At 48.2% G+C, this 24552-nt stretch carries 22 protein-coding genes; 16 read left to right on the top strand and 6 right to left on the bottom strand.

The genetic code is table 11. The features are described 5' to 3' along the window. Window positions 1-98: 98 nt before the first annotated feature. A complete protein-coding gene (gshB, locus tag IFO68_RS16285) occupies window positions 99-1127 on the top strand; it encodes a glutathione synthase (RefSeq protein ID WP_192016894.1) in 1029 nt (342 codons plus the stop codon). Then, window positions 1111-3099 carry a flavohemoglobin expression-modulating QEGLA motif protein gene (locus IFO68_RS16280; protein ID WP_192016893.1) on the top strand — a complete coding sequence of 663 codons (1989 nt, stop codon included), beginning with the start codon at window positions 1111-1113 and terminating at the stop codon, window positions 3097-3099. The genes gshB and IFO68_RS16280 overlap by 17 nt, the downstream gene beginning before the upstream one ends. 72 nt (window positions 3100-3171) lie before the next feature. Here IFO68_RS16280 and IFO68_RS16275 read toward each other — a convergent pair whose 3' ends face one another. After that, window positions 3172-3690 (bottom strand): aminoacyl-tRNA deacylase, encoded by a 519-nt coding sequence (locus IFO68_RS16275; RefSeq protein WP_192016892.1) that lies wholly within the window; start codon window positions 3688-3690, stop codon window positions 3172-3174. A 129-nt stretch (window positions 3691-3819) separates the two neighbouring features. Next, window positions 3820-4368 (bottom strand): NlpC/P60 family protein, encoded by a 549-nt coding sequence (locus IFO68_RS16270; protein WP_419555449.1) that lies wholly within the window; start codon window positions 4366-4368, stop codon window positions 3820-3822. 330 nt (window positions 4369-4698) lie between these two features. Between IFO68_RS16270 and IFO68_RS16265 the strand changes: the two genes are divergently transcribed. Continuing rightward, on the top strand, window positions 4699-5454 hold the full coding sequence (locus tag IFO68_RS16265; RefSeq protein WP_192016891.1) for a 1-acylglycerol-3-phosphate O-acyltransferase: 756 nt from the start codon (window positions 4699-4701) through the stop codon (window positions 5452-5454). Here the strand turns inward: IFO68_RS16265 and IFO68_RS16260 are convergent. The 3 genes from IFO68_RS16260 to IFO68_RS16250 all read right to left on the bottom strand — a co-directional run bounded on the left by IFO68_RS16260 (window position 5451) and on the right by IFO68_RS16250 (window position 7292). After that, window positions 5451-6320 (bottom strand): alpha/beta fold hydrolase, encoded by an 870-nt coding sequence (locus IFO68_RS16260; RefSeq protein ID WP_192016890.1) that lies wholly within the window; start codon window positions 6318-6320, stop codon window positions 5451-5453. The genes IFO68_RS16265 and IFO68_RS16260 overlap by 4 nt on opposite strands. Window positions 6321-6373: 53 nt before the next feature. Further along, complete coding sequence (locus IFO68_RS16255; RefSeq protein WP_192016889.1) at window positions 6374-6979, bottom strand: TetR/AcrR family transcriptional regulator; 606 nt, start codon at window positions 6977-6979, stop codon at window positions 6374-6376. Between the two features lie 94 nt (window positions 6980-7073). After that, a complete protein-coding gene (locus tag IFO68_RS16250; RefSeq protein WP_225445286.1) occupies window positions 7074-7292 on the bottom strand; it encodes a hypothetical protein in 219 nt (72 codons plus the stop codon). Window positions 7293-7692: 400 nt separating this feature from the next. Between IFO68_RS16250 and IFO68_RS16245 the strand changes: the two genes are divergently transcribed. The 11 genes from IFO68_RS16245 to IFO68_RS16195 all read left to right on the top strand — a co-directional run bounded on the left by IFO68_RS16245 (window position 7693) and on the right by IFO68_RS16195 (window position 18152). Continuing rightward, complete coding sequence (locus IFO68_RS16245; RefSeq protein WP_192016930.1) at window positions 7693-9234, top strand: methyl-accepting chemotaxis protein; 1542 nt, start codon at window positions 7693-7695, stop codon at window positions 9232-9234. Between the two features lie 207 nt (window positions 9235-9441). Then, complete coding sequence (locus IFO68_RS16240) at window positions 9442-9741, top strand: DUF406 family protein (protein WP_192016887.1); 300 nt, start codon at window positions 9442-9444, stop codon at window positions 9739-9741. Window positions 9742-9876: 135 nt separating this feature from the next. Next, window positions 9877-10749: an NAD(P)-dependent oxidoreductase gene (locus tag IFO68_RS16235; protein ID WP_192016886.1), complete on the top strand. Its 873-nt coding sequence runs from the start codon at window positions 9877-9879 to the stop codon at window positions 10747-10749. Window positions 10750-10914: 165 nt separating this feature from the next. Continuing rightward, the gene (locus IFO68_RS16230; protein ID WP_225445291.1) at window positions 10915-11478 is read left to right on the top strand and encodes a hypothetical protein; all 564 of its coding nucleotides are present in this window, start codon (window positions 10915-10917) and stop codon (window positions 11476-11478) included. Between the two features lie 907 nt (window positions 11479-12385). Then, window positions 12386-12829, top strand: a complete 444-nt coding sequence (locus IFO68_RS16225; RefSeq protein WP_192016885.1) for an SRPBCC family protein — start codon at window positions 12386-12388, stop codon at window positions 12827-12829. After that, window positions 12817-13641 carry a sterol desaturase family protein gene (locus IFO68_RS16220; protein WP_192016884.1) on the top strand — a complete coding sequence of 275 codons (825 nt, stop codon included), beginning with the start codon at window positions 12817-12819 and terminating at the stop codon, window positions 13639-13641. The genes IFO68_RS16225 and IFO68_RS16220 overlap by 13 nt, the downstream gene beginning before the upstream one ends. Before the next feature lie 96 nt (window positions 13642-13737). After that, window positions 13738-14280, top strand: coding sequence for a GNAT family N-acetyltransferase (locus IFO68_RS16215; protein ID WP_192016883.1), 543 nt, complete (start codon window positions 13738-13740; stop codon window positions 14278-14280). A 364-nt stretch (window positions 14281-14644) separates the two neighbouring features. Then, window positions 14645-14956 (top strand): hypothetical protein, encoded by a 312-nt coding sequence (locus IFO68_RS16210; RefSeq protein ID WP_192016882.1) that lies wholly within the window; start codon window positions 14645-14647, stop codon window positions 14954-14956. A 168-nt stretch (window positions 14957-15124) separates the two neighbouring features. Next, entirely contained in the window at window positions 15125-17239 is a 2115-nt protein-coding gene (ovoA, locus tag IFO68_RS16205) for a 5-histidylcysteine sulfoxide synthase (RefSeq protein WP_192016881.1), read from the top strand. Between the two features lie 116 nt (window positions 17240-17355). Beyond that, a complete protein-coding gene (locus IFO68_RS16200; protein ID WP_375713901.1) occupies window positions 17356-17646 on the top strand; it encodes a cysteine-rich CWC family protein in 291 nt (96 codons plus the stop codon). 56 nt (window positions 17647-17702) lie between these two features. Then, window positions 17703-18152 carry an META domain-containing protein gene (locus IFO68_RS16195; RefSeq protein WP_027251613.1) on the top strand — a complete coding sequence of 150 codons (450 nt, stop codon included), beginning with the start codon at window positions 17703-17705 and terminating at the stop codon, window positions 18150-18152. On the opposite strand, the gene IFO68_RS16190 is transcribed toward IFO68_RS16195, so the two are convergent. Then, window positions 18153-19952, bottom strand: a complete 1800-nt coding sequence (locus IFO68_RS16190; protein WP_192016879.1) for a lysophospholipid acyltransferase family protein — start codon at window positions 19950-19952, stop codon at window positions 18153-18155. It abuts the gene before it with no gap. Window positions 19953-20581: 629 nt separating this feature from the next. On the opposite strand from IFO68_RS16190, the gene prsK reads away from it, so the two are divergent. Beyond that, on the top strand, window positions 20582-22621 hold the full coding sequence (gene prsK / locus IFO68_RS16185; protein ID WP_192016878.1) for an XrtA/PEP-CTERM system histidine kinase PrsK: 2040 nt from the start codon (window positions 20582-20584) through the stop codon (window positions 22619-22621). A gap of 38 nt (window positions 22622-22659) precedes the next feature. Continuing rightward, complete coding sequence (gene prsR, locus IFO68_RS16180) at window positions 22660-24006, top strand: PEP-CTERM-box response regulator transcription factor (RefSeq protein WP_192016877.1); 1347 nt, start codon at window positions 22660-22662, stop codon at window positions 24004-24006. Window positions 24007-24552: the final 546 nt, after the last annotated feature.

The raw sequence follows: 24552 nt of genomic DNA, 5'->3' as shown, positions 1-24552 counted from the left end.
TATCGCCATAGCAACATGCTTTACCGAGCCATTCGCAAACCGCGCATGGCTCTTTTCTTTTTTGCCTGATAAACCGGGCAATAAATTGGTTAATTGAAATGAAAATTTGCTTCGTAATGTACCCATGGAGCAGAGTAGAGCCTGAAACAGACTCTACCCTGCGTTTGATCCATGAAGTTGCCAGTCGCGGCCATACTGTCGCTCTGACTACCCCTAGTAACCTGACTATGCGTGACAGCATGGCAATCGCTTTTTGTCGGGTACTTAAAAAGTCGACAGTGTCTAACAATGTGCCGAGCTTTTACCGCAAAGCAGAGTTCCGCAAAGCAGAACTGCCGCTGGCTGGATTCGATGCCATCATCATGCGAGCAAACCCGCCGCTGGATACCATGGCGCTCAATTTCCTGGATTCAGTACGTGACGATACTTTCATTTTCAATGACATCGACGGCCTGCGTGTTGCCAACAACAAACTCTATACCGCGTCTTTGCCGGATCCAAACCGCGAGTTCATCCCTGTGACACACGTGTCGAAGAACCGTGAATATCTTGAGCGCGTACTGGAAGAGAACCCCAATGACCGCATGATCATGAAGCCGCTGAACGGTTACGGTGGCAAAGGCGTTATTCTGGTTGAGAAAAGTGCCAAATCCAGCGTGCGCTCATTGCTGGACTTTTATATCGGCGACGATCACAACTATGTGATTTTGCAAGACTACATCGAAGGCGCAGAGAAAGGCGATGTACGTATCATGATGCTGAACGGTGAGCCTATTGGCGCGATGAAGCGTGTGCCGGCCAAAGATGACGTTCGCTCAAACATTCACGCCGGTGGTCAGGAAGTCAAACACGCCCTGACGAAACAGGAGTTGCGTCTGTGCCGCCATATCGGCCCGAAACTGGTACGTGACGGCCTTTACTTTGTGGGTCTGGATGTCATCAATGGCAAATTGGTTGAAGTCAATGTACTGAGCCCTGGTGGTATTACGCGTATCAACCGTCTGAACCGCGCCAAGCTTCAGCGTGAGGTGATTGATTTCGTCGAGAGTGTTGTCAAAGCCAAAGACATCAGCATTGCTCGCAAAAATAAATTCCGTCAGGTTATCGAAGATGCGTCAACTAACTGAGCGTGATGTATTGTCCTTCATCCAGCAGCACATTCCTTTTGAAGGACAGCTGGCTGACGGGAGTGTCACCATTCGCATCACCGAGTACCAGCCGATTGTCGCCACTGCCATTCACAACGGCAGCCGGTTACGCCCTGAACTGGTGGCTAAGTGCCACCTTTCAGAAACGGAAAGGTACTATGAGGAAGATCCCTACACGGGCGATTTCATCACTTCCCTGCCGATTGTGCTGCAAGGTGAAGACTCGCGGTACGAGTACGATCTTAACCGCAGTCCGGAGGCCTGTATTTATCAGCAGGCCTGGGGGAAAGATGTCTGGCATGCCAAACTGACCGAATCAGAAAAGCAGGTCTCTTTGGCAAAGCATGCCTGTTATTACCGCATTTTTCGTGCACTGATCACGTCTCTTGAGCGCAAGTTCGGCTACTGTGTAATATATGACTTGCACTCATATAATCACGAGCGCATATCCCAGCCATGTCCGACATTTAATTTGGGGACAGCGCAGATTGATCGCAAAGCATGGCAGGCCGAAATTAGTAATCTCCTGACCAGGCTAGGACAAATCCAACTGCCGAACCAGGCAGTTACAGCGGGTGAAAATCTTGTTTTTCAGGGTATGGGATATCAGGCGACATTTGTTCGAGATAATTTCTCCCGCACCCTCATCTTACCCATTGAGATCAAGAAGGTGTATATGAATGAAACAGGTGGTGAAAGTTATCCGTTAGTCATTGAGCAGTTGAAAACAGAATTAAAAGATACCCTGACCGGCCATGCTGCTTTTGTCATGCAAAGCCGTACACAGCAACCTGCCCGTCGACGTCAGAATGCCCATGTACTGGACTCAAAACTGCCAAAGGAAGTTGTTCTGCTGGACCGCCAGCTGTACAAATTTGCCCGTGGCCTGAATACACTCAGTTACATTAACCCGATCAACCTGAAACAGGAAAAGCGCCGGTTTTTACATAACCGCGATGTGTATCATCCGCAGTTTACCTACCGTCAGTTAGATCTGGATCCCTATAAGTTTCGCGAACAATTATACCGGCTGCCGGTAGAAGATATTCGTGATGCGGGTATTCAGTCGATGTACCGCAAAGTCATCGATCAACTGGCCGTTCGTATTGACCTGCTGACCAGCCTGGGCCACGAGGAGTTTTTGTACAACTCTCTGCGCTATTATGGCCGGCCAGATGAAAGCGATATCGCTAACGCCAACTTCATTTTGCATGCCAGAGAATATGCAGAGCCAGAAAACGCAACCATCAGTGCAGAAGAAGCTGTCATTGCGTTCAATGAAGCCGCCGACGATTACGGCTTCAGTTGCAAAATTCAGGGCACGACCAAGCTGATCGCTCGCGCCATGGTGAGTGGCCGTACCGTAAAAATCAACCTGAACAGCCGGTTCACTCCCTCTGATCTGTTTGCGCTGATTCATCACGAAATGGGCGTACATATGGTCACCAGCGTCAACGCTGAAGCCCAGCCACTCAAAGTATTGCAGCTCGGTTTACCGGGCAATACCCATACTCAGGAAGGCCTGGCGATTTTGTGTGAGCACCTGTCGGGTAATTTCCCGTTGCACAGGCTGAAGACGCTGGCGTTACGCGTGGTTGCAGTTGACATGATGGTAAATAAACGCAGCTTTAATGAAACCTTCAATACGCTGAAGTTTGATTACGGCCTGTCCAATGACACTGCGTTTACCATTACGACCCGCGCGTACCGTGGCGGTGGTTTTACCAAAGACTATCTGTACCTCCGCGGTTTGAAAGATGCCCTCAGGTTACACAAGGAAACTGATCTGACCTCGCTGTTCATTGGTAAAACAGGCTTTGAGTTTAAACCATTGCTTGATGAGCTAATTGAGCGGGATATTTTGCAGCCACCTCAGTACCTGCCAAAAGCACTCAACATGAAGACGGACACCGATCCCATCATTAACTTCATGCTTAGCTGCATCAACTAACCGGCTCATAAAAAAGATGCGCTTCCGTCACAGGTAAGCGCATCTTTATTTACAGGCTTTTCATTCCGGTATTTATTCCCACTCCCAATGACGACCGTCATGCTCCTGAGTAAATAACATCCGATAGCCTGATATGTTTCTGTGTGGCACATCTCGCATCACTTTATGGAACTGCTTGTTATCAAGGTGGATCAGGTTTTCATGATCACCGGATTCGATATACAGCTCATCCTGTTCAAGCAGCAAATCATCCACCAGCATATTGACTTTATATGCCTGTCCTAATGAAGGGATCGCACCGGGTTCGCAGTCCTGAAAGATCTGGGTTAATTCATGCTCACCCACCAAAAAGAACTGCTTGCCCATTATGCGATTAATTTTATCAATCATTACCCGGCGGTTAGACGGCACAACGGCCATCAGATAATCGCCCTGCTGATCCTTAAGCAAAACGGCTTTCGCCACTTGGGAAGTAGGAACATGTGCAGAGACCGCCGAACTGAATGATGTATCGGTATGCCTGTGGTGCGTCAGACTGAAATCCACATTATGGCTGTTGAGGAATTGCCCAACTGTCATAGCCATTGCCATAAATCACCTCCTGGAAATCCAGCGCTCGGGCTTAACGCCCTACAGCCAAAGTATGAAAGGGGTGCGGCAATTTTGCGAACTTCACACCCATAAATTTCATGGGTAATTGTAAAGGAAGGCGAACAAAGCTTACTGGATTCGACGAATCTGCCAAAATGCCCGTTGCCAGTACGGGGTGTCAAGGCTGGATACCACGACTCCCTGCGATGTTGAAGCGTGGAGAAACTCATTATTCCCCATATAGATGCCGACATGGCGCATGCTCCGCCCTGTCCTGAAAAACACCAGATCCCCTTTTTTTGCCATAGAACGAGGAACAGCCTTACCCAACTGCGACTGCTCTGCGGTAGTGCGAGGCAGCATCTGACGATAAACCTCAGAATAGGTCAGCTGAACAAATGCAGAGCAGTCAATTCCCCGTCTGGAGCTTCCCCCTAAACGGTAAGGCGTGCCTTTCCAGCTTTGGTACACATCAAGAAACGTGGGGGTCGGTGGTTTGATAGCAATGGAAAGTGGGGGCTGGGGAGGCTGATTAACCGCGGCATGGATTTCCCGGGTTTCCGCAGGTACTTGTGTTGTGGTACTGCAGCCTGCAAGCACGCTAAGAACAGCCATAGTTACGATCATCAAAACCAGGCGTTGCTGGCGATAACCCACACTCCTTCTTGTTCCTGCCATATCAACCTCTGCGCAAAAAAATACCACAAAGAAGTGATTATGCATGAAGCCACAGCCTGATGCACTGTCTGGCGCGCTGCCTGGTTAATCTTAAAGCACCCTTCAGCGACGCCCAATGCGTCTGTTCATCATTCACTTCTTCACAAGGATATCAAGATGCGCAAACTGCCTGACTCTCAGCACCTGCGCGTTAACTTTTTATATATTACTTTTCAATTGGTTAACTTTTCAATTTTGTGACTTGTTGCATATCAAAGGCTCTGTCACTTTTGCTAAATTTCTCTGCTGAATTAATCTAAGAAAGTAGTTAGTGTTTTTTAAGGAGTTGTTGTGCTCGCTTTCATTCGCCTGTTACTGGCTGCCCTTTTTATCGTTTTCACCTGTTTGTTTGCTCTGGTGTACTGTCTTTTCAGCCCCAGAGATCCAAAGCATGTCTATTTTTTCAGCCGCTGGTTCAAGATACTGAGAAAAATAGTCAATGTGCATATCATTGAAAGGGGGCAAGAGCGGATCAAAGGAGTTGGTCGCGCCGTCTATATCTCTAATCACCAGAACGTTTTCGACTTTGTTACCTCGCCCGGCATGGTCCGGCCGAGAACCGTCTCAATCGGTAAAAAAAGCCTGCTGTGGATTCCCTTCTTTGGCCCTTTGTACTGGATCACCGGCAATATACTGATAGACAGAGAGAACAAAGCTAAAGCCCGCGATACCATCAAACAAGTCGCCGATACCATTCACGAACGCAACCTGTCGGTATGGATGTATCCTGAAGGCACCAGAAGCAAAGGGCGTGGTTTGCTGCCTTTTAAAACCGGTGCATTCAGAATGGCCATTGAGGCCGGTGTGCCAATCGTGCCTATGGTTGTCAGCAGTACCCATAACAAAATTGACCTGAATCTGCGGGATAACGGCACTGTGATTGCAGAGTACCTCGACCCGATTGATACGTCTGAAATGACTATGCAGGATGCCAGGGAATTAGCTGAGCGCTGTCGTGAAATGATGCTGAATCACATAGCGAAACTGGATGCTGAAGTGGCAACGCTCAACACCCAGTCTGCGACAGTGGTGGCAAAAACAGGTTAATGGGTTTCTGTCGTCTGATTCTTGCTCAAATCGTCAAATGCCCTTAGTAATGGCTCACTTTTGAGAATGCGGTTATGCCCCAGACCACTGGTCTCAATCAAACTGACCCGTGGCAGGGCATTCGCTTTCCGCGACTGTTCAAATAACGCAAAACGATCACTATTATCGTGAACAATCACTATGTGTCCCTGATGGCCAGCCAACCGTTGGTGACTATCCACACTATCAATCGGATACTGATACTGGTGCTCAACTTCGCGGATCACATCCTGAAACAAACGCAGCGAGAAACCCGATCCCTCAACAACACGGTACAAGTTATCTTTGTAATTCAGAATCGGAGCGACCAGCAGCATGGGCACACCCGCCAGTTTCGCGTGCTTGCTCTCAAGCACCATGGTACAGCCCATGCTGTGCGCAACAACACCGGCAAGCTCATCAACTTCTTGCTCCAGTACGGCTTCCAGCCCTTTAACAAACCCGGGCAAATGTCCGTGCTGACCATCGCTCGCACCATGAGCAGGATTATCGAATGCCAGAGCGGTAAAGCCTGAGGCCGCAATACGTTCCATCAGAGTATAAAACTGACTGGCCGACCCGGACCATCCATGCCCCAACAGCCATGTAGGGCCACTTCCAAGGGAATAGGTCATTATTTTACCTTCGGACGTCTCAATCGCTTTTTTTTGTAAGCCCTCAGGTGCCTGAGCTTTGGCAGAAAACCTTTCAGGAGTTAACAATAAGTTCCGCGCGGTTTTGCGGGCATGAGACGGGGCAATACGGTGATAGGCACGGGTTGCCACATTGATTGCACGGCGTCTGACATTCACGCCTCCCTTAGTATTGAAATATATTTTGCTGCTCATGATATGGCCTGTATAAAAAAGTACGTTCGTGCTTTTTTTTGAAATTTAAAAAATTAGTCTTGCTTGCTGTCTGACCGGCAACTGGCAAGAATAAGATCCACATCCATCCAGAATCGTGGGTTACCATCAGCTTCCAGACCTAAGGAATGAAAGAGCTGACTACTGAGGTAAGCACCATAGAGCCGGAATACGGATTGCCAGGTATCTAAATCCGTACGGAACTCTCCGCTGGCCTTCCCCTGCTCAACCTGACGACACAAATAGTCCATCCACCGACGGGTAATAATGTCCAGCTCCTGCTGAACAGGGTGGTCACTGCAGCGACCTTCTTTCCAGGCATCGATAAACATGCAACTGCCCTGAAAGGAATGGTTCCAGGCTAGCCAGTTCTGCAGTAATAACCTGATTTTTTCTTCGACTGAATCCCAGTCTGCAAGCCGTGCCGGCTGAATAACATGCTGAGCAAAGTATTCACCTGCAAACTGCAAAACAGCGACCTGTAAATTTTCTTTCGAATTGAAATGCGCAAACAGCCCGCTTTTCGACATACCTGATGCCTTAGCCAGCTGCCCGACAGTCAGACTGTCCAAGCCATCACGGCTGGCCAGATCAAATGCCGTTCTCAGTATGTGTTCCCGGGTGACCCGCCCTTTGCTCATTGCACTTCCTTTCGTTACATTATCACGATTAAAGCACGATCGTTCTTTTTCATGCAAGAAAAGTCAGGTCCAACCAGACAGCTTTTAACCGCCGTTAACGCTCTGAAAAATGGAACAGGTTGTCAACTTTAATAGGACAGTCACCAGCTTCATGAACAGCATCCTGCGCCTGCTTCAGCGAATCATAACTGCAGGGTATACCGTACACATCAGTCAGAGGATAATCATTCCCAGCTTCATCTTTGAAATTCACACTCCAACCCGTACTGAGAAAATCGTGGACTAATCGCGCCTCCACCAATGTGTGCTTCATCAACATTTCCCGGCATTCAGACAGAACCATAATTAAACCCTCTCAACATCTTTAAGAGAACAGCTCTATTGAACAAGTAATTATCCTCTCACCACCATTTAAGATTCTTATCACTATAAATATAGTTAATTCTGCGTAAAGGTAACCTCAGGCTGATCAGGGTAAACCCCGAACCGGCAACGATGCCATTACACCTGTTTCTGGCTGTACAGAACAAGATGATGGTTAAAGACTGCATTCAGCTGCTTATTGTTAATATTGTTATCCATTAATTTTTGTGCGGTTATAGCGTATTTCACTATCCAAGTATTGATAAACCCAATGCATCTATGCTCTTATTCGCAGATAAAAAATCTTAATAAAACAAGGGTTATACGTGTCCGCTATATCCATTCACACCATGAAGGACGGTGAAGTCACCTTCCCGGCAGGCGAGCAACTCGTTTCAGCCACTGATCTCAAAGGAAACATCATCTATTGCAACCCCTGTTTCTGTCAGGTTGCTGGTTATACCGAGGACGAGTTACTGGGTAAACCGCATAATGTTATTCGCCATGCCGATATGCCCAAGGCTGCATTCGGCGACATGTGGATGCACTTGAAAAAAGGTAACGCCTGGCGGGGTATCGTCAAGAACAAGACCAAGAATGGCGGCTATTACTGGGTCGACGCTTACGTCACGCCTATCTACGAACACAGTAAAATCGTGGGTTACCAATCGGTACGGGTAAAACCCACCCCCGACATGGTCAAAACCGCCAGCCAGGCTTACAAGTCATTACGCCAGAGTGAAGGCAAAACCAGCGTGTCGCTTTCGCTACCGGTTTCATTGCGTTACGGCTTATTGGCTGGCGCTATCCTGCTGCCGGTTATTTATAGCCTGATACAGGGCGGATTTTCGGTCGCCGCACTTCTGCCGCTGCTTCCGCTTATTGTGCTGCTGCTTCTCTTCCGTCAGGAACTGTTTCAGACCCCGCAACAGTTAAGTGACCTCAAACAAAGCTATGACAGCATCAGCCGGCTGATTTTTTCCGGCGACAGTGCTTTTTCTGTGGCGGATTATCATCTCAAAATGGCCTCAGCAAGAATTCGTACCGTTTTAGGCCGAATGAAAGATGCAGCCCACCCTCTTCAGGAACTTGCTGAAGAGCTGAGTGAAACAGCCACACGTGTCAATCAGGCGATCCGGTATCAGAACGACAATATCCGCAATGTTGCCAATGCTCTGGATGACATGACTGACTCAGCACAAACAGTCAACCAGCATGCCGATCAATCGGAGCAGTTGTTACTGAGCACTCAGAATTACAGTGATCAGACCCGAGTACAGTTAGATCACACTCAGCAAAATCTGCAAACATTGTCTGCGCAAGCAGAGCAGGCAACGGCCACAACATTGCAATTAAGTAACGAAGCGGCAAAAGTCAGCTCTGTGATGGATGAAATTCGCGGCATTGCCGATCAAACTAACCTGCTGGCCTTAAATGCTGCTATAGAAGCTGCTCGTGCCGGCGAGCATGGTCGTGGTTTTGCTGTAGTTGCCGATGAAGTACGGGCTTTGTCATCACGAACTCAGACGGCAACAGAACAGATCCAAAACAGTATCGAGCACATGTTGAATACAATCAACGAATGGCGCTCTGTGATTGAGTGCAACCGTGATCAGACCAACCAGTGTGTTTCAACAGCCGCTGAAGGCTCTGAGAGCCTGAAAACCATGGAAGCCAATATGGCTGAAATGAGTCTGTTAATCCGTAAAATGGCCCAGGCTGCAGAGGGCCAGGTTCAACTGACTGACCATACCCGCCAACACATCCACTCGATTGCTGCAGCATCAGAACAAAACTTTAAAGAGTTGCTGCTGGTCGAAGAATCGAGCGCCGGACTCAGGGCGAAAGTCGACGACTTTGAAGCACTGGCCGAACGCTTCGAGGAAAGATAACCACTTTATCTGACTGGTCTGGCTGTCAGGCCAGTCAGAAACCCAGCCCCAGCGACATTGCCCCCATCTTTCATCGCTACCTGGTATTTTAAGTGTTTCTTGCGCTTACCTTGATCTGTAACAAGCTATCGCCACCGACTCCGATGGCGCAATCGGCGGTCCGGAGATACACTCATTCACGGTATCTTTTTTAGTAAAGGAAACACTATGGCTGATTTACAACAGACTGAAAAGCCTTGTGAAGCTTGTGGTGTCGCGGCTGAAATTGGCTTTCTCATTCGCGAAGGAGACGATGTTTCAACGCTTTCATTTAATGGTCCGGGCAAAGACATGATAGAGACAGAGTTTGCGCCTTTCCTGACATTAGCGAAAAGCGTGAATCACAATGTGCAATATCAGACCATCTACAGTGACGACGAAACTGCAATGACAGCCAGCCTGCAATTTGAATGCAGTGCTGAAAAACTGATTTTCGACCTCAAGTCCCGCTCACTGGCTCCGCGATAATTCTTCAATTGAAGGCCATATCGAGTAAAAATTCCGGCTCGATATGGCTATTTGCTGCCATTCACCTCGATCCTCTGTGATATGATTCCCGCCAGATAACTATGCCAAGATAAAAATGCAATAGGATGCGCAGTAATGACCAACAAAACTATCGCTTTCATCGGATTAGGCACTATGGGTTTCCCTATGGCCGGGCACTTAGCCACTGCAGGGTTTAATGTCGTGGTGTACAACCGCACGACAACCACCGCAGAGAGATGGCTGAACACTTACCCGGGTAAGCTTGCGTTGACGCCGGCTGAGGCCGCACAAGAGGCCGATGTTGTTCTGACCTGCGTCGGTAATGATAACGACATCCGTGAAGTCTACTGTGGAGAGCAGGGGATCCTGTCGACCATCCGTCCGGGCACATTACTGGTTGATCACACAACAGCCTCTGCCGACGTTGCCCGTGAGATGGCTGAAGCGGCAAACAGTGCATCTGCCACATTCATCGATGCGCCCGTCTCTGGTGGTGAAGCCGGCGCTGTAAATGGCTGCCTGACCATAATGGTCGGTGGCAGCGAAGAAGCGTTTCAGTCAGCCCAGCCCATTTTCAACACTTATGCGAAAGCCTCTACCCTGATGGGTGATGTCGGATTCGGTCAAATCACCAAAATGGCGAACCAAATCTGTATTACCGGTATTCTGCAGGGGTTATCAGAAGCCATTACGCTTGCTAAAGCAGCAGGATTAGATATTGAAAAAATGACCAATGTGCTTAAGCATGGCGCGGCGGGTTCATGGCAAATGGAAAACCGCGCTGTCACTATGGCAGAGGATAAATTTGATTTCGGTTTTGCCATCGACTGGATGCGAAAAGATCTTTCTATCTGCTTTGATGCCGCCGATAAACTGTCCGTCCCGCTTCCTCTCGCACGTCAGGTCGATGCTGAATATGCGAAACTTCAGGACAGAGGCTTTAACCGCGCAGACACATCAGTATTAATCAAGCAATTTGATAAATAACAATACTCTGATTCAACTATGCGTTGATAGTAATATCAGCGCATAATTTTATTCTGACTGTTTGGTGATACTACTCCCATTTCATCAGCTAATGCTGTCTTTTCTTCTGGTACTGATTACAATTCCTCAGGAATAGAATGATTACATGCATGTGTCGTGAAAAGTATGAAGAAGCAACTCCAACCATTTTTCCTGTTAGCGGTTCTGAGCTTTTTCCTGATATCCAGCCAGGGTGTTGCCGCTAATCAATTCATTTCAGAAATAAAGTTGCTTAATTACACCGATAGCTACGGTAATGTGTCGCTGCGACATTCACGGAGCATTACCCTGCCCAACCCTCTTCATGTGAAAGGACACCTGAACCTCGAAAATAGTGATATTAATTATTTACCTGGCGTTGTTCGTGTTGATGGGAATCTCAATCTGGCCTATAGCAACATAGTCTCATTGCCCAAAAAACTGGAAGTTGCGGGGTATCTCAATCTGGCCCACACCCAAATTACCAGGCTGAACCCGTACCTTAAGATACCAGGGGATTTAAGCTTGATTGGCATGCCAATCACACGGTTGCCTCCTTATCTGTCTGTTGGAGGCGATCTCTATCTGGCTCATACCCAAATTACTGAGCTTCCTCCCAATATCACAGTAAAAGGTGATATTTATTTAGGGGGCATTCAATTGAAATCCATTCCGGAAAAGCTACGCGTTGGCGGAAAAATCTATCAATAGCATTATTGATAATTATCCCTTCCGCATTGAAATAATTTTTCCACCTGATAAAAATATTTAAGCCAGAAACACAGTATGAGTGTCTCTGGCTAACTTCACTTACTTAATTTTTATATTATCAATCTGATTTTTATCTTTTTTGTCGTTTTCGCACCAGGTGCGTTCATTTACTTTTCAGTTTCGACTTAGAAGACTGTGACTGATAATAGAACCATTGTCTACGGCTTTTATTTGTCATAATTCACCTCTCGATAAAACATAGATAACAAGCCAAGTATTACTAAAAACCTTTGCTACCTAATTCGTATAACTTTACTCAAAGATTCATTACAGATGAATGACATTTAAGTATCGTTAACGTTACTATCTCCAATGACGAATACTGATCGGCATAATCAACCAAACTGTTGTGTCCTTTATGCTCAGATTCTGGAGAATAATAAACATGAAGCGAGATGGATTGTTACTGAATGTTCTGATCCGACACTGAACTTTTTGACGTTTGGGGAACGTTAACCTTAGATTCAGTTACCTCACTCGAGGTTCGGTTTTCCAACGCTTTTTCAGAGTTATCACCATCTAGTCCACATCAACAAAAATCAATATAAGAGTCTCTGACACATTTTTCAATACCATTTTTGACCTTTTTTGTGAGTTTATGCTCACATTTTTCTCATACATTACACATCAGAGTTACAAAGTGTTGTGAATCAAGCCCTTAACAATTAAATACAAATTCGCAACATCAGATCGTGTGATTCTGCACCATACTTGAGCAGTGTGACTTTCGATTCAGACTCGAATCACTCAGAACACATTGAAAAATAAGCTTTCTATCAATATTTTCCCATTTGACAGATACTCATTCACTGTTAACATAATGTTACTAAATTAACAGGGGCGTATCATGCCAGCGCACACAATCACAATAGAACAATCTGCCCAGGCACCGAAGAAAGTCTTGTTTGAGTTATTAACAGATCATCAAAACCTGGGGCGCTTTTTTGATGGTTCTTACCATCTGATCAGAAGCGGTAAACCTAAACCTAACGGCATTGGCGCCATTCGCAGAGTCTCCGCCGGCCCCTTTACCTTTGATGAAAAAATCATAGATTACAAAGAAAATGAACACCTCCACTATCGTATTATCAACGGCGGCCCCGTTGTTGAGCATGGCGGATGGATTCAGGTGCACAGCCTGAATGCTGATACAAGTAACATTCAGTATCGCATCAGCTTTTCACCCAAAATTAAAGGCACCGGCTGGCTGATCAAACTCATACTGGAGAAAAGCATCCGAAAAGCACTGGCCAATCTTGCCCAGCATGGTGAAAGCAAATGGAAGTGCTGATATTACTGGCCATCAGTCCGCTGTTCTTTATCTCAATGCTATGGGAGTACAGACGTTTACGGCAGGAAGGCAGCCAAGACTACAACTGGAAAGAACTGGCGTGCAACCTCACCCTCGCAGGTCTCCACCAAAGTGCCGATCTCATCGCAACATTATTGCTTATGCCTTTCTTCCTCTGGCTTTATCAGTATCGCCTGTTCGATATCCAGATGTCTCTGGCCACCGTTGCGCTGGCATTTCTGCTGCAAGATTTCTGCTATTACTGGTTTCACCGGGCATCACACCATATCAACTGGTTGTGGGCGTCACACATAGTCCATCATTCATCTCAGCACATGAACTTCACCACAGCCTTCCGACAAAGCCTGACTTATCCTGTTTCAGGGATGTGGATCTTTTGGCTGCCGTTAATTTTAATTGGATATCCACCAGCCACCGTCGTTCTGATTGTTTCTGTGAATCTTGGCTTCCAGTTTTTTGTCCATACCAGAGTGATCAAACGACTCGGGTGGCTGGAGCACATCTTCAATACCCCGTCTCACCATCGTGTGCATCATGCCCGTAACCCTGAATACATAGATAAGAACTTTGCTGGGGTGCTTATTATCTGGGATAAACTCTTTGGCACTTTCGTACCAGAAAACGACAGTACCATCATACGCTATGGGGTTCGTGAAGACGTCACTGGCTGGCGGCCGCTTCAGGCGACCTTCCATCACTGGCAGCACATTTTCAGTCGCGCACTGGCTCCCAACCAGTCATTGAAATCGCGTTTATACTGCCTGTTCGGCCCTCCGGCTAACACCCGATGATCAGATAACTGACCTTTGTTTGATCCAGATAAAATAAATCGTAATGAAACAGAACTAATATGACCTCTCTTTCACTGATCAGGCAGGGAGGTTCAGATGAGACAACCAACTTTATCGACGGAACGTTTGTTGCTGCGTCCATTACAGCTTGCCGATGCAACCCTGATTCAAAAGCTGGCAGGTGAACCTGAAATTGCTTTGGGCACCACGAATGTGCCCTACCCGTATGATTCTGGTATGGCCGGTCAGTGGATCGGTCGCTCATTAGCCGGTTGGGGCAATGGTACACTGGCCATCTTCGCGATAACGTTAAAGGACACAGAGCAATTAATCGGCTGCATTGGATTGCACAATATCAAGCAACTCAATGCGCAATTAGGATTCTGGTTAGGCGTTCCATTCTGGGGTCACGGTTATTGCACAGAAGCAGCCTCCCGATTAGTCGATTTTGGTTTTTTTGATCTGAAGCTCAGCAGAATATCTGGTCAGCACAGGCGCCTCGATCCCAAACCGGGAAAAGTCCTTGAGCGCGCCGGGCTTTCCTTTGTCCGCGTCAAGCCTGATGCCACGCGAGTCAACAGAATCACCGAAGATCTGTCCTACTACGAAGCCACTCATCCCAACCTCATTGAGATTTAGACCCTCACCTTCAGTAGCAAATTCCTACCATAAAGCAAAAAACTTCCACAGAATAATTAACCACACCAACAAGCTGTAATGAAATTATCACCCGTAAAATACATTGGTTACTATAATAATGGTGACGGTTAAGTAACGATTAAGTTATGAATCACTATATTCATAAGGGTAATAAGTGGGGCAGGCATACTATCCAATCAAAAAACAGGAAGTTGTAACCTAAATGGGGTTTACTTATCACAAGAGTGAAATTTTTTGGAAACAAGTAGGTCTAAAAATGAGAGCCCTGTAACTATTGATACCCCTAAGATACTTAGGCACAACCTAATCGATGGCTTTGCCACTGATAGATGAGGTGAATATTATGACTAGCTTTAAAGTACTCACTGCAACCGCTGTACTGCTAATGTCGACATCAGCTCTTGCTGATATTCGTGTGACGGATGCGAATAACGGTGCTTGGGTCACTGTGACCGAGAACGGTCAACCTGCTGCCAACGCATCTGTATCTGTTGCTAACGTACCTCAACAACGTAAAACGTACACCACCGATGAACGTGGTCGCGTATTCATCCCACTGCAGCTGAACTCTTCTCGCTCAGTGAAATTCCAGGCCACTACTGAAAACGGCCAGAAATCATCTCGTTATGCATTTACTGGTTCCCGTAAAAACTAAGTACAGTCGCTAAGAAGAAGGCTCCCGAACGGGAGCCTTCTGGTTTTTGTCGTGCAAAAAACAGAGACTTGAACTTGATCTTATCTCACTGCAACATAAGAGAGACACTTTGAATATAAAATCAAACACAATAAATAAGAAATCACTGTTACAGGAGAGTAAACAGTCATGGTTGATTTTTCGACAGCAGCGACGAGAAGCGTATTACTGACAGGCACATCAGAACACCAAAAACGACAAGAATTAAAAACAGCCTTTAATGAAACCTGGGCGCTTTACGAATCCCTTTTCTCCCTGATTAACAACCACTCTGCCTATTTCAAGAAAGCCGAGCCCCTCCGGCATCCGCTGATTTTTTATTACGGCCACACAGCGGTCTTTTATATCAATAAGTTAAAGCTCGGCAAATACATAGAAAACAGAATAGACCCTCACTTTGAGTCTATGTTTGCTATTGGTGTTGATGAAATGTCCTGGGACGATCTCAATGAGGCCCACTACGACTGGCCAAGCGTTGATGAGGTGAAAGCCTACCGACAGCAGATAAAAAACGCAGTCAACCAGATGATTGATGACATGCCTCTGACCCTGCCCATTACTGATAATGATCCTGCGTGGGTAATTCTGATGGGCATAGAGCATGAACGCATCCACCTTGAAACCTCTTCTGTGATCATGCGTCAGCTCCCTGTTACTGACCTGACGCCGTCTTCTGCCTGGGAGGCCTGTCAGGAAACAGGGCCAGCGCCTTCGAATCAACTGATTGCAATGACTGGCCGTTCGATCACACTGGGTAAATCCGAAGATGCCGATACCTATGGCTGGGACAATGAATACGGTGTCCAGCAATATAAAGTACATGACTTCAAAACCAGTAAATACCTGGTATCGAACCAGGAGTATCTGGAGTTTGTAAAGGACGGCGGGTATCAGCAAAAAAGATTCTGGACGGACGAAGGTCTGGCCTGGCTGGCCTACACAAAAGCCACCATGCCCAGATTCTGGCTTGAGCGTGACGGCACATTGTTACAGCGTAACCTGTCACAGGAAATCCCGCTGCCACTGAACTGGCCGGTAGAAGTGAATCAACTTGAAGCCAAAGCATTCTGTAACTGGAAAGCCGACAAAAATCAGCAGTCGATCCGGCTGCCCACCGAAGCTGAGTGGTATATTCTGAGACAATGCCTTGATACGGCTTCCCCTTCCTGGCAAGAAGCGCCGGGAAATACCGAGCTGGCCTATTATGCCTCATCATGCCCGGTTGACCGCTTTGAACATAATGGCCTGTGCGACATAGTGGGTAATGTATGGCAATGGACTGAATCCGCCATTGATGGCTTCCAAGGGTTTAACGTTCACCCGTTGTACGATGACTTTTCGACCCCTACCTTTGACGGCCAGCACAATCTGATCAAAGGCGGCTCATGGATTTCAACCGGTAATGAGACTATCCCCGAATCGCGCTACGCTTTTCGTCGCCATTTCTATCAACATGCGGGATTTCGGTATGTCGCCTCTGAACAGGATCCAGCCAGCATGGCCAATCTGAATATTTATGAAACCAATGAGTTAATCGCGCAGTATCTGGAATTCCACTATGGTAATGAGTATTTCTCTGTGCCTAATTTCTGTGTCAACGGGGTTAAGCAATGCCTGCAGGAAATCTCATTGCACAGCACACAACGGGCACTGGATATCGGCTGTTCCGTCGGCAGAGCCAGCTTTGAACTGGCAAAACGCTTTGACCACGTTGACGGCATAGACTTTTCCGCCCGCTTTATTCAGCAAGCGTATGCCCTGCTTGAGCAGGGGGAGAAACGCTATACCATTCCAACTGAAGGCGATCTGGTGGAGTTTAAAAGCATTACCCTTGACGAACTAGGTTACCAGAACCTGAAAGGCAGTATTCACTTCAGCCAGGGCGATGCCTGTAATCTCAAGCCGCAGTTTACCGAGTATGATCTGGTCTACGCCTCCAATCTCATTGACCGACTGGCCGATCCCAAGGCCTTTCTTAACAGTATTGCCAAACGGATTGTACCGGGGGGATATCTGGTCATTACTTCGCCCTACACCTGGCTGGAAGACTATACGCCCAAAGACATGTGGCTGGGCGGAATCAAGGTGAATGGCGAGAATTTCACCACCTTAGACGGTCTCACTGAAACGCTGATCCCGCATTTTGAACTGATTGCAGTCAAAGAAATTCCGTTTGTAATCCGCGAGACGAAACGGAAATTCCAGCATACTGTGTCTGAGATGACCATCTGGCGTAAACGCTAACCACAAGCGGGAGTGTCTTGCTGTTCACCTGCCAACCCCGGACCAATACATTTCACTTGGTCTGGGGTAAACTAGCCGCTTTTTGAAGTGAGTACTGGTAAGTGAAGACACCGTGCGTGGCGAAGTGTAAAAATCAGGAAGGGATCTGCAGTGGTTGCCTGCGAACCATGAAAGAAATCGGCGAGTGGCGATTAATGAACGATGACGCGCACACCCAGACTATCGCCCAAATCCAGGGGGCTGAAACCACACATAGCTGTGAACGTTGTGGTCAACCGGCTTATTGCGCGATTGAGGATGGCAACAGCCAGTGCTGGTGCTTTGAACTGGCCAGACGCGATACCAGCAGCCTGCCTGAAGGTAAGTGTGTTTGCCGTGCTTGTCTCGCGAGTCTGCCACTGCTGTAAACGGTTAACTGCTACTATTAGAGTGACATTGCCGTACACCTGAGAGTGAAGCTCACATGAAAAAGTGGCTACTGTTTATGGTCTTATTGAGCCTTTTGGGTTGCAACCCTCCGCCAAAAGCAGGATTTACTGCCAGTGATTTGCAGCAAGACTGGGTATTAACCAAAATTGATGGCAGAGAGATCACTCAGATAGAAACGCGCACCCCCATCAGCCTGAGCCTGGACAGCCAGTTTAAAGCGACAGGATTCAGTGGCTGCAATCAGTTCATGGGCCTGGCGGAGCTTAAAAACGGTAACCAGTTCCGTATAACCTCACTCGTATCCACTAAGATGGCCTGTATCCAGAATGAGGTTGCCACGGTCGAGGCGGTTATCGTCAGCGCATTGCAGCAATGGAATACCACAGCACTTGAAAGCGATACCTTATCACTGACGACAGAGCAGCACGTACTGACCTTTGTTCCCAAAGACTTGTCCGTGCCGCTTGATTCCGCCACTCCCTGATTAGCCTGTTAAGCCCGCAACCTTGCCATGATGGGCAAGATACGCAGAGGCTTTCTCGGGCGTCATATACTTACCTAAGGTCTTTTCCGGAACCTGGGTTAAATCCACGACGATCAATCCATCCAGCGCATCGTTGAACTCAGGGTCGACATTAAAGCACACCAGCTTACCGTTTAAACCCAGATACTGCCGCAATAATACCGGTACGCTTTTTCCTGCATCCATCCGTGAAATCACCCTGGAAAGCAGCTGGACATCCGCCAGTGCCGATAACATATCTGGCTGCCAGAACACCCGGTTATTGCTGGACAAGGGATGTGTCGGCGCTACTAAACGTGCGCTGCTTTCATCGGCATGATGCACAGACATGCAGGCGGCGAGCAACTGTCTGGCCTCATGGCTGTACTCATCACTGATGCTGACCGGGCCGAACAGATGCGTGTATTTCGGATGCCGGCACACAAATGCCGATATACCTTTCCACAGCAACAATAACGCACTCAGACTGCGCTGATACTCTTCTGCCACCACTGAGCGCCCCAGCTCAATAGAAGCGCCATACTGGCTGATAAAACGCTCGTCGTAACGGAACAGCGTACGGGAATAGAGGCCTTCCAGGCCGTGTTTGGCAATCAGTTCATCCGTCAGTCCCAACCGGTATGCGCCAACAATTTTTTCAGCCTGACGATCCCAAACAAACAGGTGCAGATAGCTCTCATCGAAGCTATCCAGATCGCTCGCTTTTCCTGTGCCTTCTCCCACCGCCCTGAAATTGATTTCGCGGATGCGCCCCAACTCTTGCAATATCGCCGGGATCTGACTGGCCCGGGCACAGTAAACATCAAACTCGCCGCTGCTCAGCATCCACTCGTCATCGCCGAGGCTAGCGATATCCTTTTTCAGTAAGGATAAGGGGACAGGCGCATCAATGGGCTCACCTGAAAAGGCCATTTTTGCCGTATCCGCAACAGAAGCGGGGGTACTTGATGGTATCAAGCCGGCCTGACTGCCCAGCAAATAGGTATTGAATTTCAGATAATTGACTAAGTGCTGGTCGTCATTGATATTTTTCACTTCGCTGAACCGAATGCTGTCGCCGATTGCAATCGGAACCGGCGATTGCTGCTTATTCAGCATTTCTCTTCCCAGCATCAGGGTGCGCAGCATGGGATGAATTTTCCCCGCCATGTAGAAATGACGGCTATTGCGCCCGCCGATAAACACAGGCACTGTGGTGGCTTTATGTTTGTGAATTAAACGGCTGACCGATTTACTCCACTCTTTGTCGCGAAGCTGCCTTGATTGCCTGTCATAAGCCGACACTTCACCGGCCGGAAATACCAGCAGCAATCCCCCGTCGCTCAAATGGCGGTTGGCTTCGCGCAAGGCTTTAACATTGGCCCGAAGCGCGCTTTCCCCTTCGAATACATCAACACCAATGAACAGTGAGTCCAGTTCAGGGACCGTCTTGAGGTAATGGTTAGCCAGAATTTTTACGTCCGGCCGGATCCCTCGCAGTATCTGGGCCAGAATAATGCCCTCTGCACAACCAAGAGGATGGTTAGCCACCACCACGACAGCCTCCTGCGCGGGGATATTCTGATAACTCCCTTTTACAACATGAAAATCTATTCCCAGCACGTCAAGGGAATAGCGAAGAAACGACTCGGTATCCTGTCCCACAGGTCTGTCAGCATAAAAGCGACTCAGCCTGTGCAACCCTGTCGCCCACTCAGTCAGTTTCTCACCGACCCCAAACGGGGTTTTCCGTGGCAAACGAAAAGGACTTACGGTTTCCATACTGTCTCCATCCGAAGTTGGTGTTCGGTACGAGTATGAAAAGAATGTGTGACTCAAACGTGTCAGTTCTGCGGCAAAATGATGAGAGAAATACGTCAGTTTGATGAACCGGCACCGGCTTCACAGGCTCTGAAGCAACAGGGCAAAAATCTGAACGAGCGACGTTCTTAACATTAAGCCAAAGCAGCGAGGGGAATAACGCTATCTTTCTCTGTATAACTCAAAAGATTATTTAACCCCCAAAGGACGGAGGTGGCTGGGAAAGAGGATGAGCGGTTGTGAAAAAACTCATGCTAATACTGGTACTTAACCTTGTGCCATTATTCATTCTGCTGTTGGCCTTCATGCCAGTGCGCTGTTCAATCAGCATGACGGACTGGATCAACTGGCTGTATCATGCCCCGCAGGTTTCCCTTCACACCCTCTGCTATCCACCGCAACCCAGTAACAATAACGTTAACAGGTACTGACCCCCTCCTCTTTGCACAATTCTGAACTATTCTCTCAATAGGAATCGCAAAAATGTCCTACTGAGCGAAAGGCTGCACTCCCGGTGACACAGGCATTACTCAGCCACTACTCAGCGGTTACTTGCGCTGGGGTTCCTCGTTGAATAAAGGAAGGCATATTTGGATACTTTGCTTGGAAACATTGGCTACTTGTCAGCCGCAACCGGTTTTCTGTTCATTTTTTTGCTGTTGCTGACAACCAAAGAAAAAAGCATGCCCAAAAGGCTGTTACAGCTCACCTGCCTCCTTGGCGCAGCCTGGGCCATCACGTCATTTATCCAATATCGCTACCAGCTCTCTATTTTACCTGTGCTGCTGACTGAGAGTTTACTGACGCTGGGCTGGTGTCTGCTGGTGTCCAGCAGTTTAACCAACACCGGGCAGGTGAAAGACATTCTCCGGGAGAAAGCCCCCCGCTGGCTTTGCCTGTTCATCGCCGCGACCATAGTGCTTGAGCTGGCACGCTTCATCTGGCCTGTATTTGGCCAGCGTACTTTCCTTTTTCTGCACTTATGTCAGGCAATCATAGGCCTGTGGTTTGTCGAACTGCGCTTTCGCCGAACCCGTAAAGACGAACGCTGGGCCATCAAGCCTATCTGTCTGGGGTTAGGAGTCTATTTCGCGTACCACTTTGCGCTTTATGCGGATGCCTTTCTCACCAATATTCTGGCTTCCGGCTTCTGGCTTGGCAGAGGCTGGATAGCCCTGATGTCCCTGCCTTTCATCCTGCTGACAGCCCGGCGCATCAAGCACTGGCAAAGCCGGGTGTACGTCTCGCGGGATATCATTTATCACAGCACGCTGTTACTCGTTGCAGCAGGGTATCTGCTGGTGATGGCGCTCGCGGGTTTTTATATCAAATCCATGGGCGAAAGCTGGAGCGATACGGTTCAGATCCTGTTTTTTGCGTTAAGCGCACTGGTGCTGGCCAGCCTCTTTCTGTCAGATACGTTTCGCAAAAACATCATGGTCTTTATCACCAAACATTTCTTTGCCAACAAATACGAATACCGTGAAGAATGGATGCGTTTTGCCACGGCGCTGGAACACCCGGAAGGCACACAATACGACACAGCACTGCGTGCCATGCTTCACCCTTTTGGCTGTCACAGCGGTGTACTGGCGACCAGAAACGGCCCGAACATGAAAGTGCGGGCCTGCCACAATATTGACAGCCAGCATCGGGATATTCAGCTGTTACTCAGCTCAGCAGCACTGCCGGCTATTGAACATCAGTGGATTGTTGACATAGACGCTGCCAGGCAAGACAAAGAGCCCGCACCTTTCCGGTTAGATGCCACCGCTCTTTCCACTGTGGCAGAGCTGTTTTATATCGTGCCCTTGTCGAGCAGCAGCGGAACCCTGGGCGTGTGCCTGCTTTCCAGACCCACGTCGACAGAAAAAGTGAACTGGGAAGACCGTGATTTAATGAAGGCGATCAGCCGTCAGCTTTCTGTCTATCTCACTGTTTTTGAAACCAATCAGAAACTTGCTGAAAGCCAGCAATTCGATACCTTCAACCGTATGTCTGCCTTTCTGGTACACGATCTGAAAAACGTGTTAGCGCAACTGCAGCTTCTCAGTAAAAATGCGACCAAACACCGGGATAACCCCGACTTTATCAGTGATGCCTTTGATACTGTCGATTCGGCCGCTCACCGGCTGACGAAAGTGCTGAACCAGCTCAATAATAAACGGGTTGAAAGTCAGTCTGAAGAAGAGATAGACATTGAAGATCTGATACGACAAGTCTGTGACACCCGTGCCGTCCGAGCGCCTGAACCACAATTTATTGAACAAACCAGCTTGCCGTTTACCCTTAAAACAGACAGAGAACGCTTCAGCAACATACTCTCTCATCTGGTTCAGAATGCACAAGAATCCACCAGTGAAAACGGTTTTGTGCATGTGTCGACGACACGCAAAGATCACTACTACCTGATCACCATCTCTGACAACGGCAGCGGCATGAGCAGCGATTTTATCGAGCACAGATTATTCAAGCCCTTTGATACCACCAAAGGCAACGCAGGCATGGGGATTGGTGCCTATGACGCAAAAAACCTGATTGAGCAATTAGGCGGATATATAGACGTGGAATCGGAACCGGACAAAGGGACGACCCTGTATATTCACCTGCCTGTCAGTGTGCCAGCCTAATCCTCCGGGACAAAGAATTTGCCAGAAAGGAAAGCGATATGGATACATTACTTGTCATTGAAGATGATCCAGGTATTCAAAAGCAGCTGAAATGGTGCTTCCCGCAGTACGAGGTCGTAATGGCCGCTGACCGAAAATCGGCCATTACTGCGTTGCGACGTTACGAGCCAAAAGTCATTACCTTAGACCTCGGACTCCCGCCAGATGAAGCCAATGCGTCAGAAGGGCTTATCATATTGCAGGAAATGCTGGCACTGGCACCTGACACTAAAATCATCGTCATTACCGGCAATGATGACAAAGCCAATGCACTGAAAGCCATTGAACTGGGCGCGCACGATTTCTATCACAAACCAATAGATGATGACATCCTGGCCGTGATTATCGACCGGGCATTTGTGGTGGCTAAACTGGAATCGGAAAACATCAATCTGCGCCAGTCTTCACTTGAAGCCAATGGGTTCATCGGAAACAGCCCGCAAATACAGCAAGTGTGCCGGATGATAGAGCGCATCGCGCCTACTGAGATCACCACCCTGATCCTTGGTGAAAGCGGCACAGGTAAAGAAGTGATCGCCCGCGCCATTCACACGAAAGGGCCAAGAGCGGATAAGCCTTTTATTGCCATAAACTGCGCCTCTATTCCGGAACATCTGCTTGAAAGTGAACTGTTCGGATTTGAAAAAGGTGCATTTACCGGCGCGCACAAAACCACGGCAGGCAAAATCGAATGTGCCGACGGCGGCACGCTGTTCCTTGATGAAATCGGCGACATGCCCTATCCGCTGCAAGCCAAAATACTCCGCTTCCTGCAAGAGAAAGTGATTGAGCGTGTCGGTGGCCGTCAGGAAATTCCAGTGGATGTGAAAATCATCTGCGCCACCCACCAGAATCTCGAACAAATGATGACAGATAAAACGTTTCGGGAAGATCTGTTCTACCGCATCAGTGAAATTACCATTCAGAACCCGCCACTGCGCGATCGTGATCAGGACATTCTCATTCTGGCCCGCTATTTTTTGCAGCAGGCCAATCAGCAATCACCGCGAAAAATCAGCGGTTTCACCGACGACGCCATACGCGCAATGCTGCAGCACAACTGGCCCGGTAATATCCGCGAGTTGCAAAACAAGGTGAAATCGGCGGTGATCATGTCGGACAACAAATTCATCAGCTCGCTCGATTTGGCACTTCAGCCTACAGAAGATGACCTCGAACCCATGGCGTTAAATTTACGTCAGGTCAGAGAAGCAGCTGAAAAACAGGCAATAGCGAAAGCGCTGTCACTCAGTAACGGTAATATGTCTAACACCGCCAATATACTGGGGATTACGCGGCCAACACTGTACTCGCTGATGGATAAGTACACGGTGAAGAATGGGTGAATCGGTGTGATCGTATGTCTGGGTGTGATGGTGTGTCTGAGCGTGGTGGTATGTCGCGCTTGAGTTCAGTGATTCTCTCGCCATTGTCGGACGCGCGCCAGTGACTCTTTGCTGGCACAAATAGTCACCAGAAATGCCTTTGTTTCTCTGGTGTTGCCCGGGCCGGTTGTAGGCGCTCCCTGCGCCGACAACCTAAAAATACTTCCATGTATTTTTACCCTGGGATAGTGTCACCAATCTACATTTTCATGCCGTCATTTCCGCGACAGGCGGGAATCCATAAAGCGAGTGCGTGTTTGGTGGCTGGGTGGGTATGTCGCGCATAGGGTTCTGTGGTTTATTTGGCATTGTCAGATGCGCGCCAGTTACTCTTTGCTGGCACAAACAGTAACCAGAAATGCCTTTGGGTTCTCTGGTGTTGTCCGGGGCGGTTGTAGGCGCTCCCGGCGCCGACAACCTAAAAATTCGTCCTGAATTTTTACCCTGGGGTTGTGTCATCAATGGACTTTATCAAACCGTCATTCCCGCGACAGGCGGGAATCCATA

Origin of the sequence: Photobacterium arenosum, from assembly GCF_014841115.1 — a bacterium.
GTDB lineage: Bacteria > Pseudomonadota > Gammaproteobacteria > Enterobacterales > Vibrionaceae > Photobacterium > Photobacterium arenosum.
This window is presented reverse-complemented; position numbering and strand designations above follow the sequence as displayed.

What these genes read in the sequence shown, in the direction of transcription:
- gshB (WP_192016894.1), top strand. Translation starts at nt 99, where the DNA reads ATGAAAATTTGCTTCGTAATGTACCCATGGAGCAGAGTAGAGCCTGAA.
- IFO68_RS16280 (WP_192016893.1), top strand. Translation starts at nt 1,111, where the DNA reads ATGCGTCAACTAACTGAGCGTGATGTATTGTCCTTCATCCAGCAGCAC.
- IFO68_RS16275 (WP_192016892.1), bottom strand. Translation starts at nt 3,690, where the DNA reads ATGGCAATGGCTATGACAGTTGGGCAATTCCTCAACAGCCATAATGTG.
- IFO68_RS16270 (WP_419555449.1), bottom strand. Translation starts at nt 4,368, where the DNA reads ATGGCAGGAACAAGAAGGAGTGTGGGTTATCGCCAGCAACGCCTGGTT.
- IFO68_RS16260 (WP_192016890.1), bottom strand. Translation starts at nt 6,320, where the DNA reads ATGAGCAGCAAAATATATTTCAATACTAAGGGAGGCGTGAATGTCAGA.
- IFO68_RS16255 (WP_192016889.1), bottom strand. Translation starts at nt 6,979, where the DNA reads ATGAGCAAAGGGCGGGTCACCCGGGAACACATACTGAGAACGGCATTT.
- IFO68_RS16250 (WP_225445286.1), bottom strand. Translation starts at nt 7,292, where the DNA reads ATGAAGCACACATTGGTGGAGGCGCGATTAGTCCACGATTTTCTCAGT.
- IFO68_RS16245 (WP_192016930.1), top strand. Translation starts at nt 7,693, where the DNA reads ATGAAGGACGGTGAAGTCACCTTCCCGGCAGGCGAGCAACTCGTTTCA.
- IFO68_RS16240 (WP_192016887.1), top strand. Translation starts at nt 9,442, where the DNA reads ATGGCTGATTTACAACAGACTGAAAAGCCTTGTGAAGCTTGTGGTGTC.
- IFO68_RS16235 (WP_192016886.1), top strand. Translation starts at nt 9,877, where the DNA reads ATGACCAACAAAACTATCGCTTTCATCGGATTAGGCACTATGGGTTTC.
- IFO68_RS16230 (WP_225445291.1), top strand. Translation starts at nt 10,915, where the DNA reads ATGAAGAAGCAACTCCAACCATTTTTCCTGTTAGCGGTTCTGAGCTTT.
- IFO68_RS16225 (WP_192016885.1), top strand. Translation starts at nt 12,386, where the DNA reads ATGCCAGCGCACACAATCACAATAGAACAATCTGCCCAGGCACCGAAG.
- IFO68_RS16220 (WP_192016884.1), top strand. Translation starts at nt 12,817, where the DNA reads ATGGAAGTGCTGATATTACTGGCCATCAGTCCGCTGTTCTTTATCTCA.
- IFO68_RS16215 (WP_192016883.1), top strand. Translation starts at nt 13,738, where the DNA reads ATGAGACAACCAACTTTATCGACGGAACGTTTGTTGCTGCGTCCATTA.
- IFO68_RS16210 (WP_192016882.1), top strand. Translation starts at nt 14,645, where the DNA reads ATGACTAGCTTTAAAGTACTCACTGCAACCGCTGTACTGCTAATGTCG.
- ovoA (WP_192016881.1), top strand. Translation starts at nt 15,125, where the DNA reads ATGGTTGATTTTTCGACAGCAGCGACGAGAAGCGTATTACTGACAGGC.
- IFO68_RS16195 (WP_027251613.1), top strand. Translation starts at nt 17,703, where the DNA reads ATGAAAAAGTGGCTACTGTTTATGGTCTTATTGAGCCTTTTGGGTTGC.
- IFO68_RS16190 (WP_192016879.1), bottom strand. Translation starts at nt 19,952, where the DNA reads ATGGAAACCGTAAGTCCTTTTCGTTTGCCACGGAAAACCCCGTTTGGG.
- prsR (WP_192016877.1), top strand. Translation starts at nt 22,660, where the DNA reads ATGGATACATTACTTGTCATTGAAGATGATCCAGGTATTCAAAAGCAG.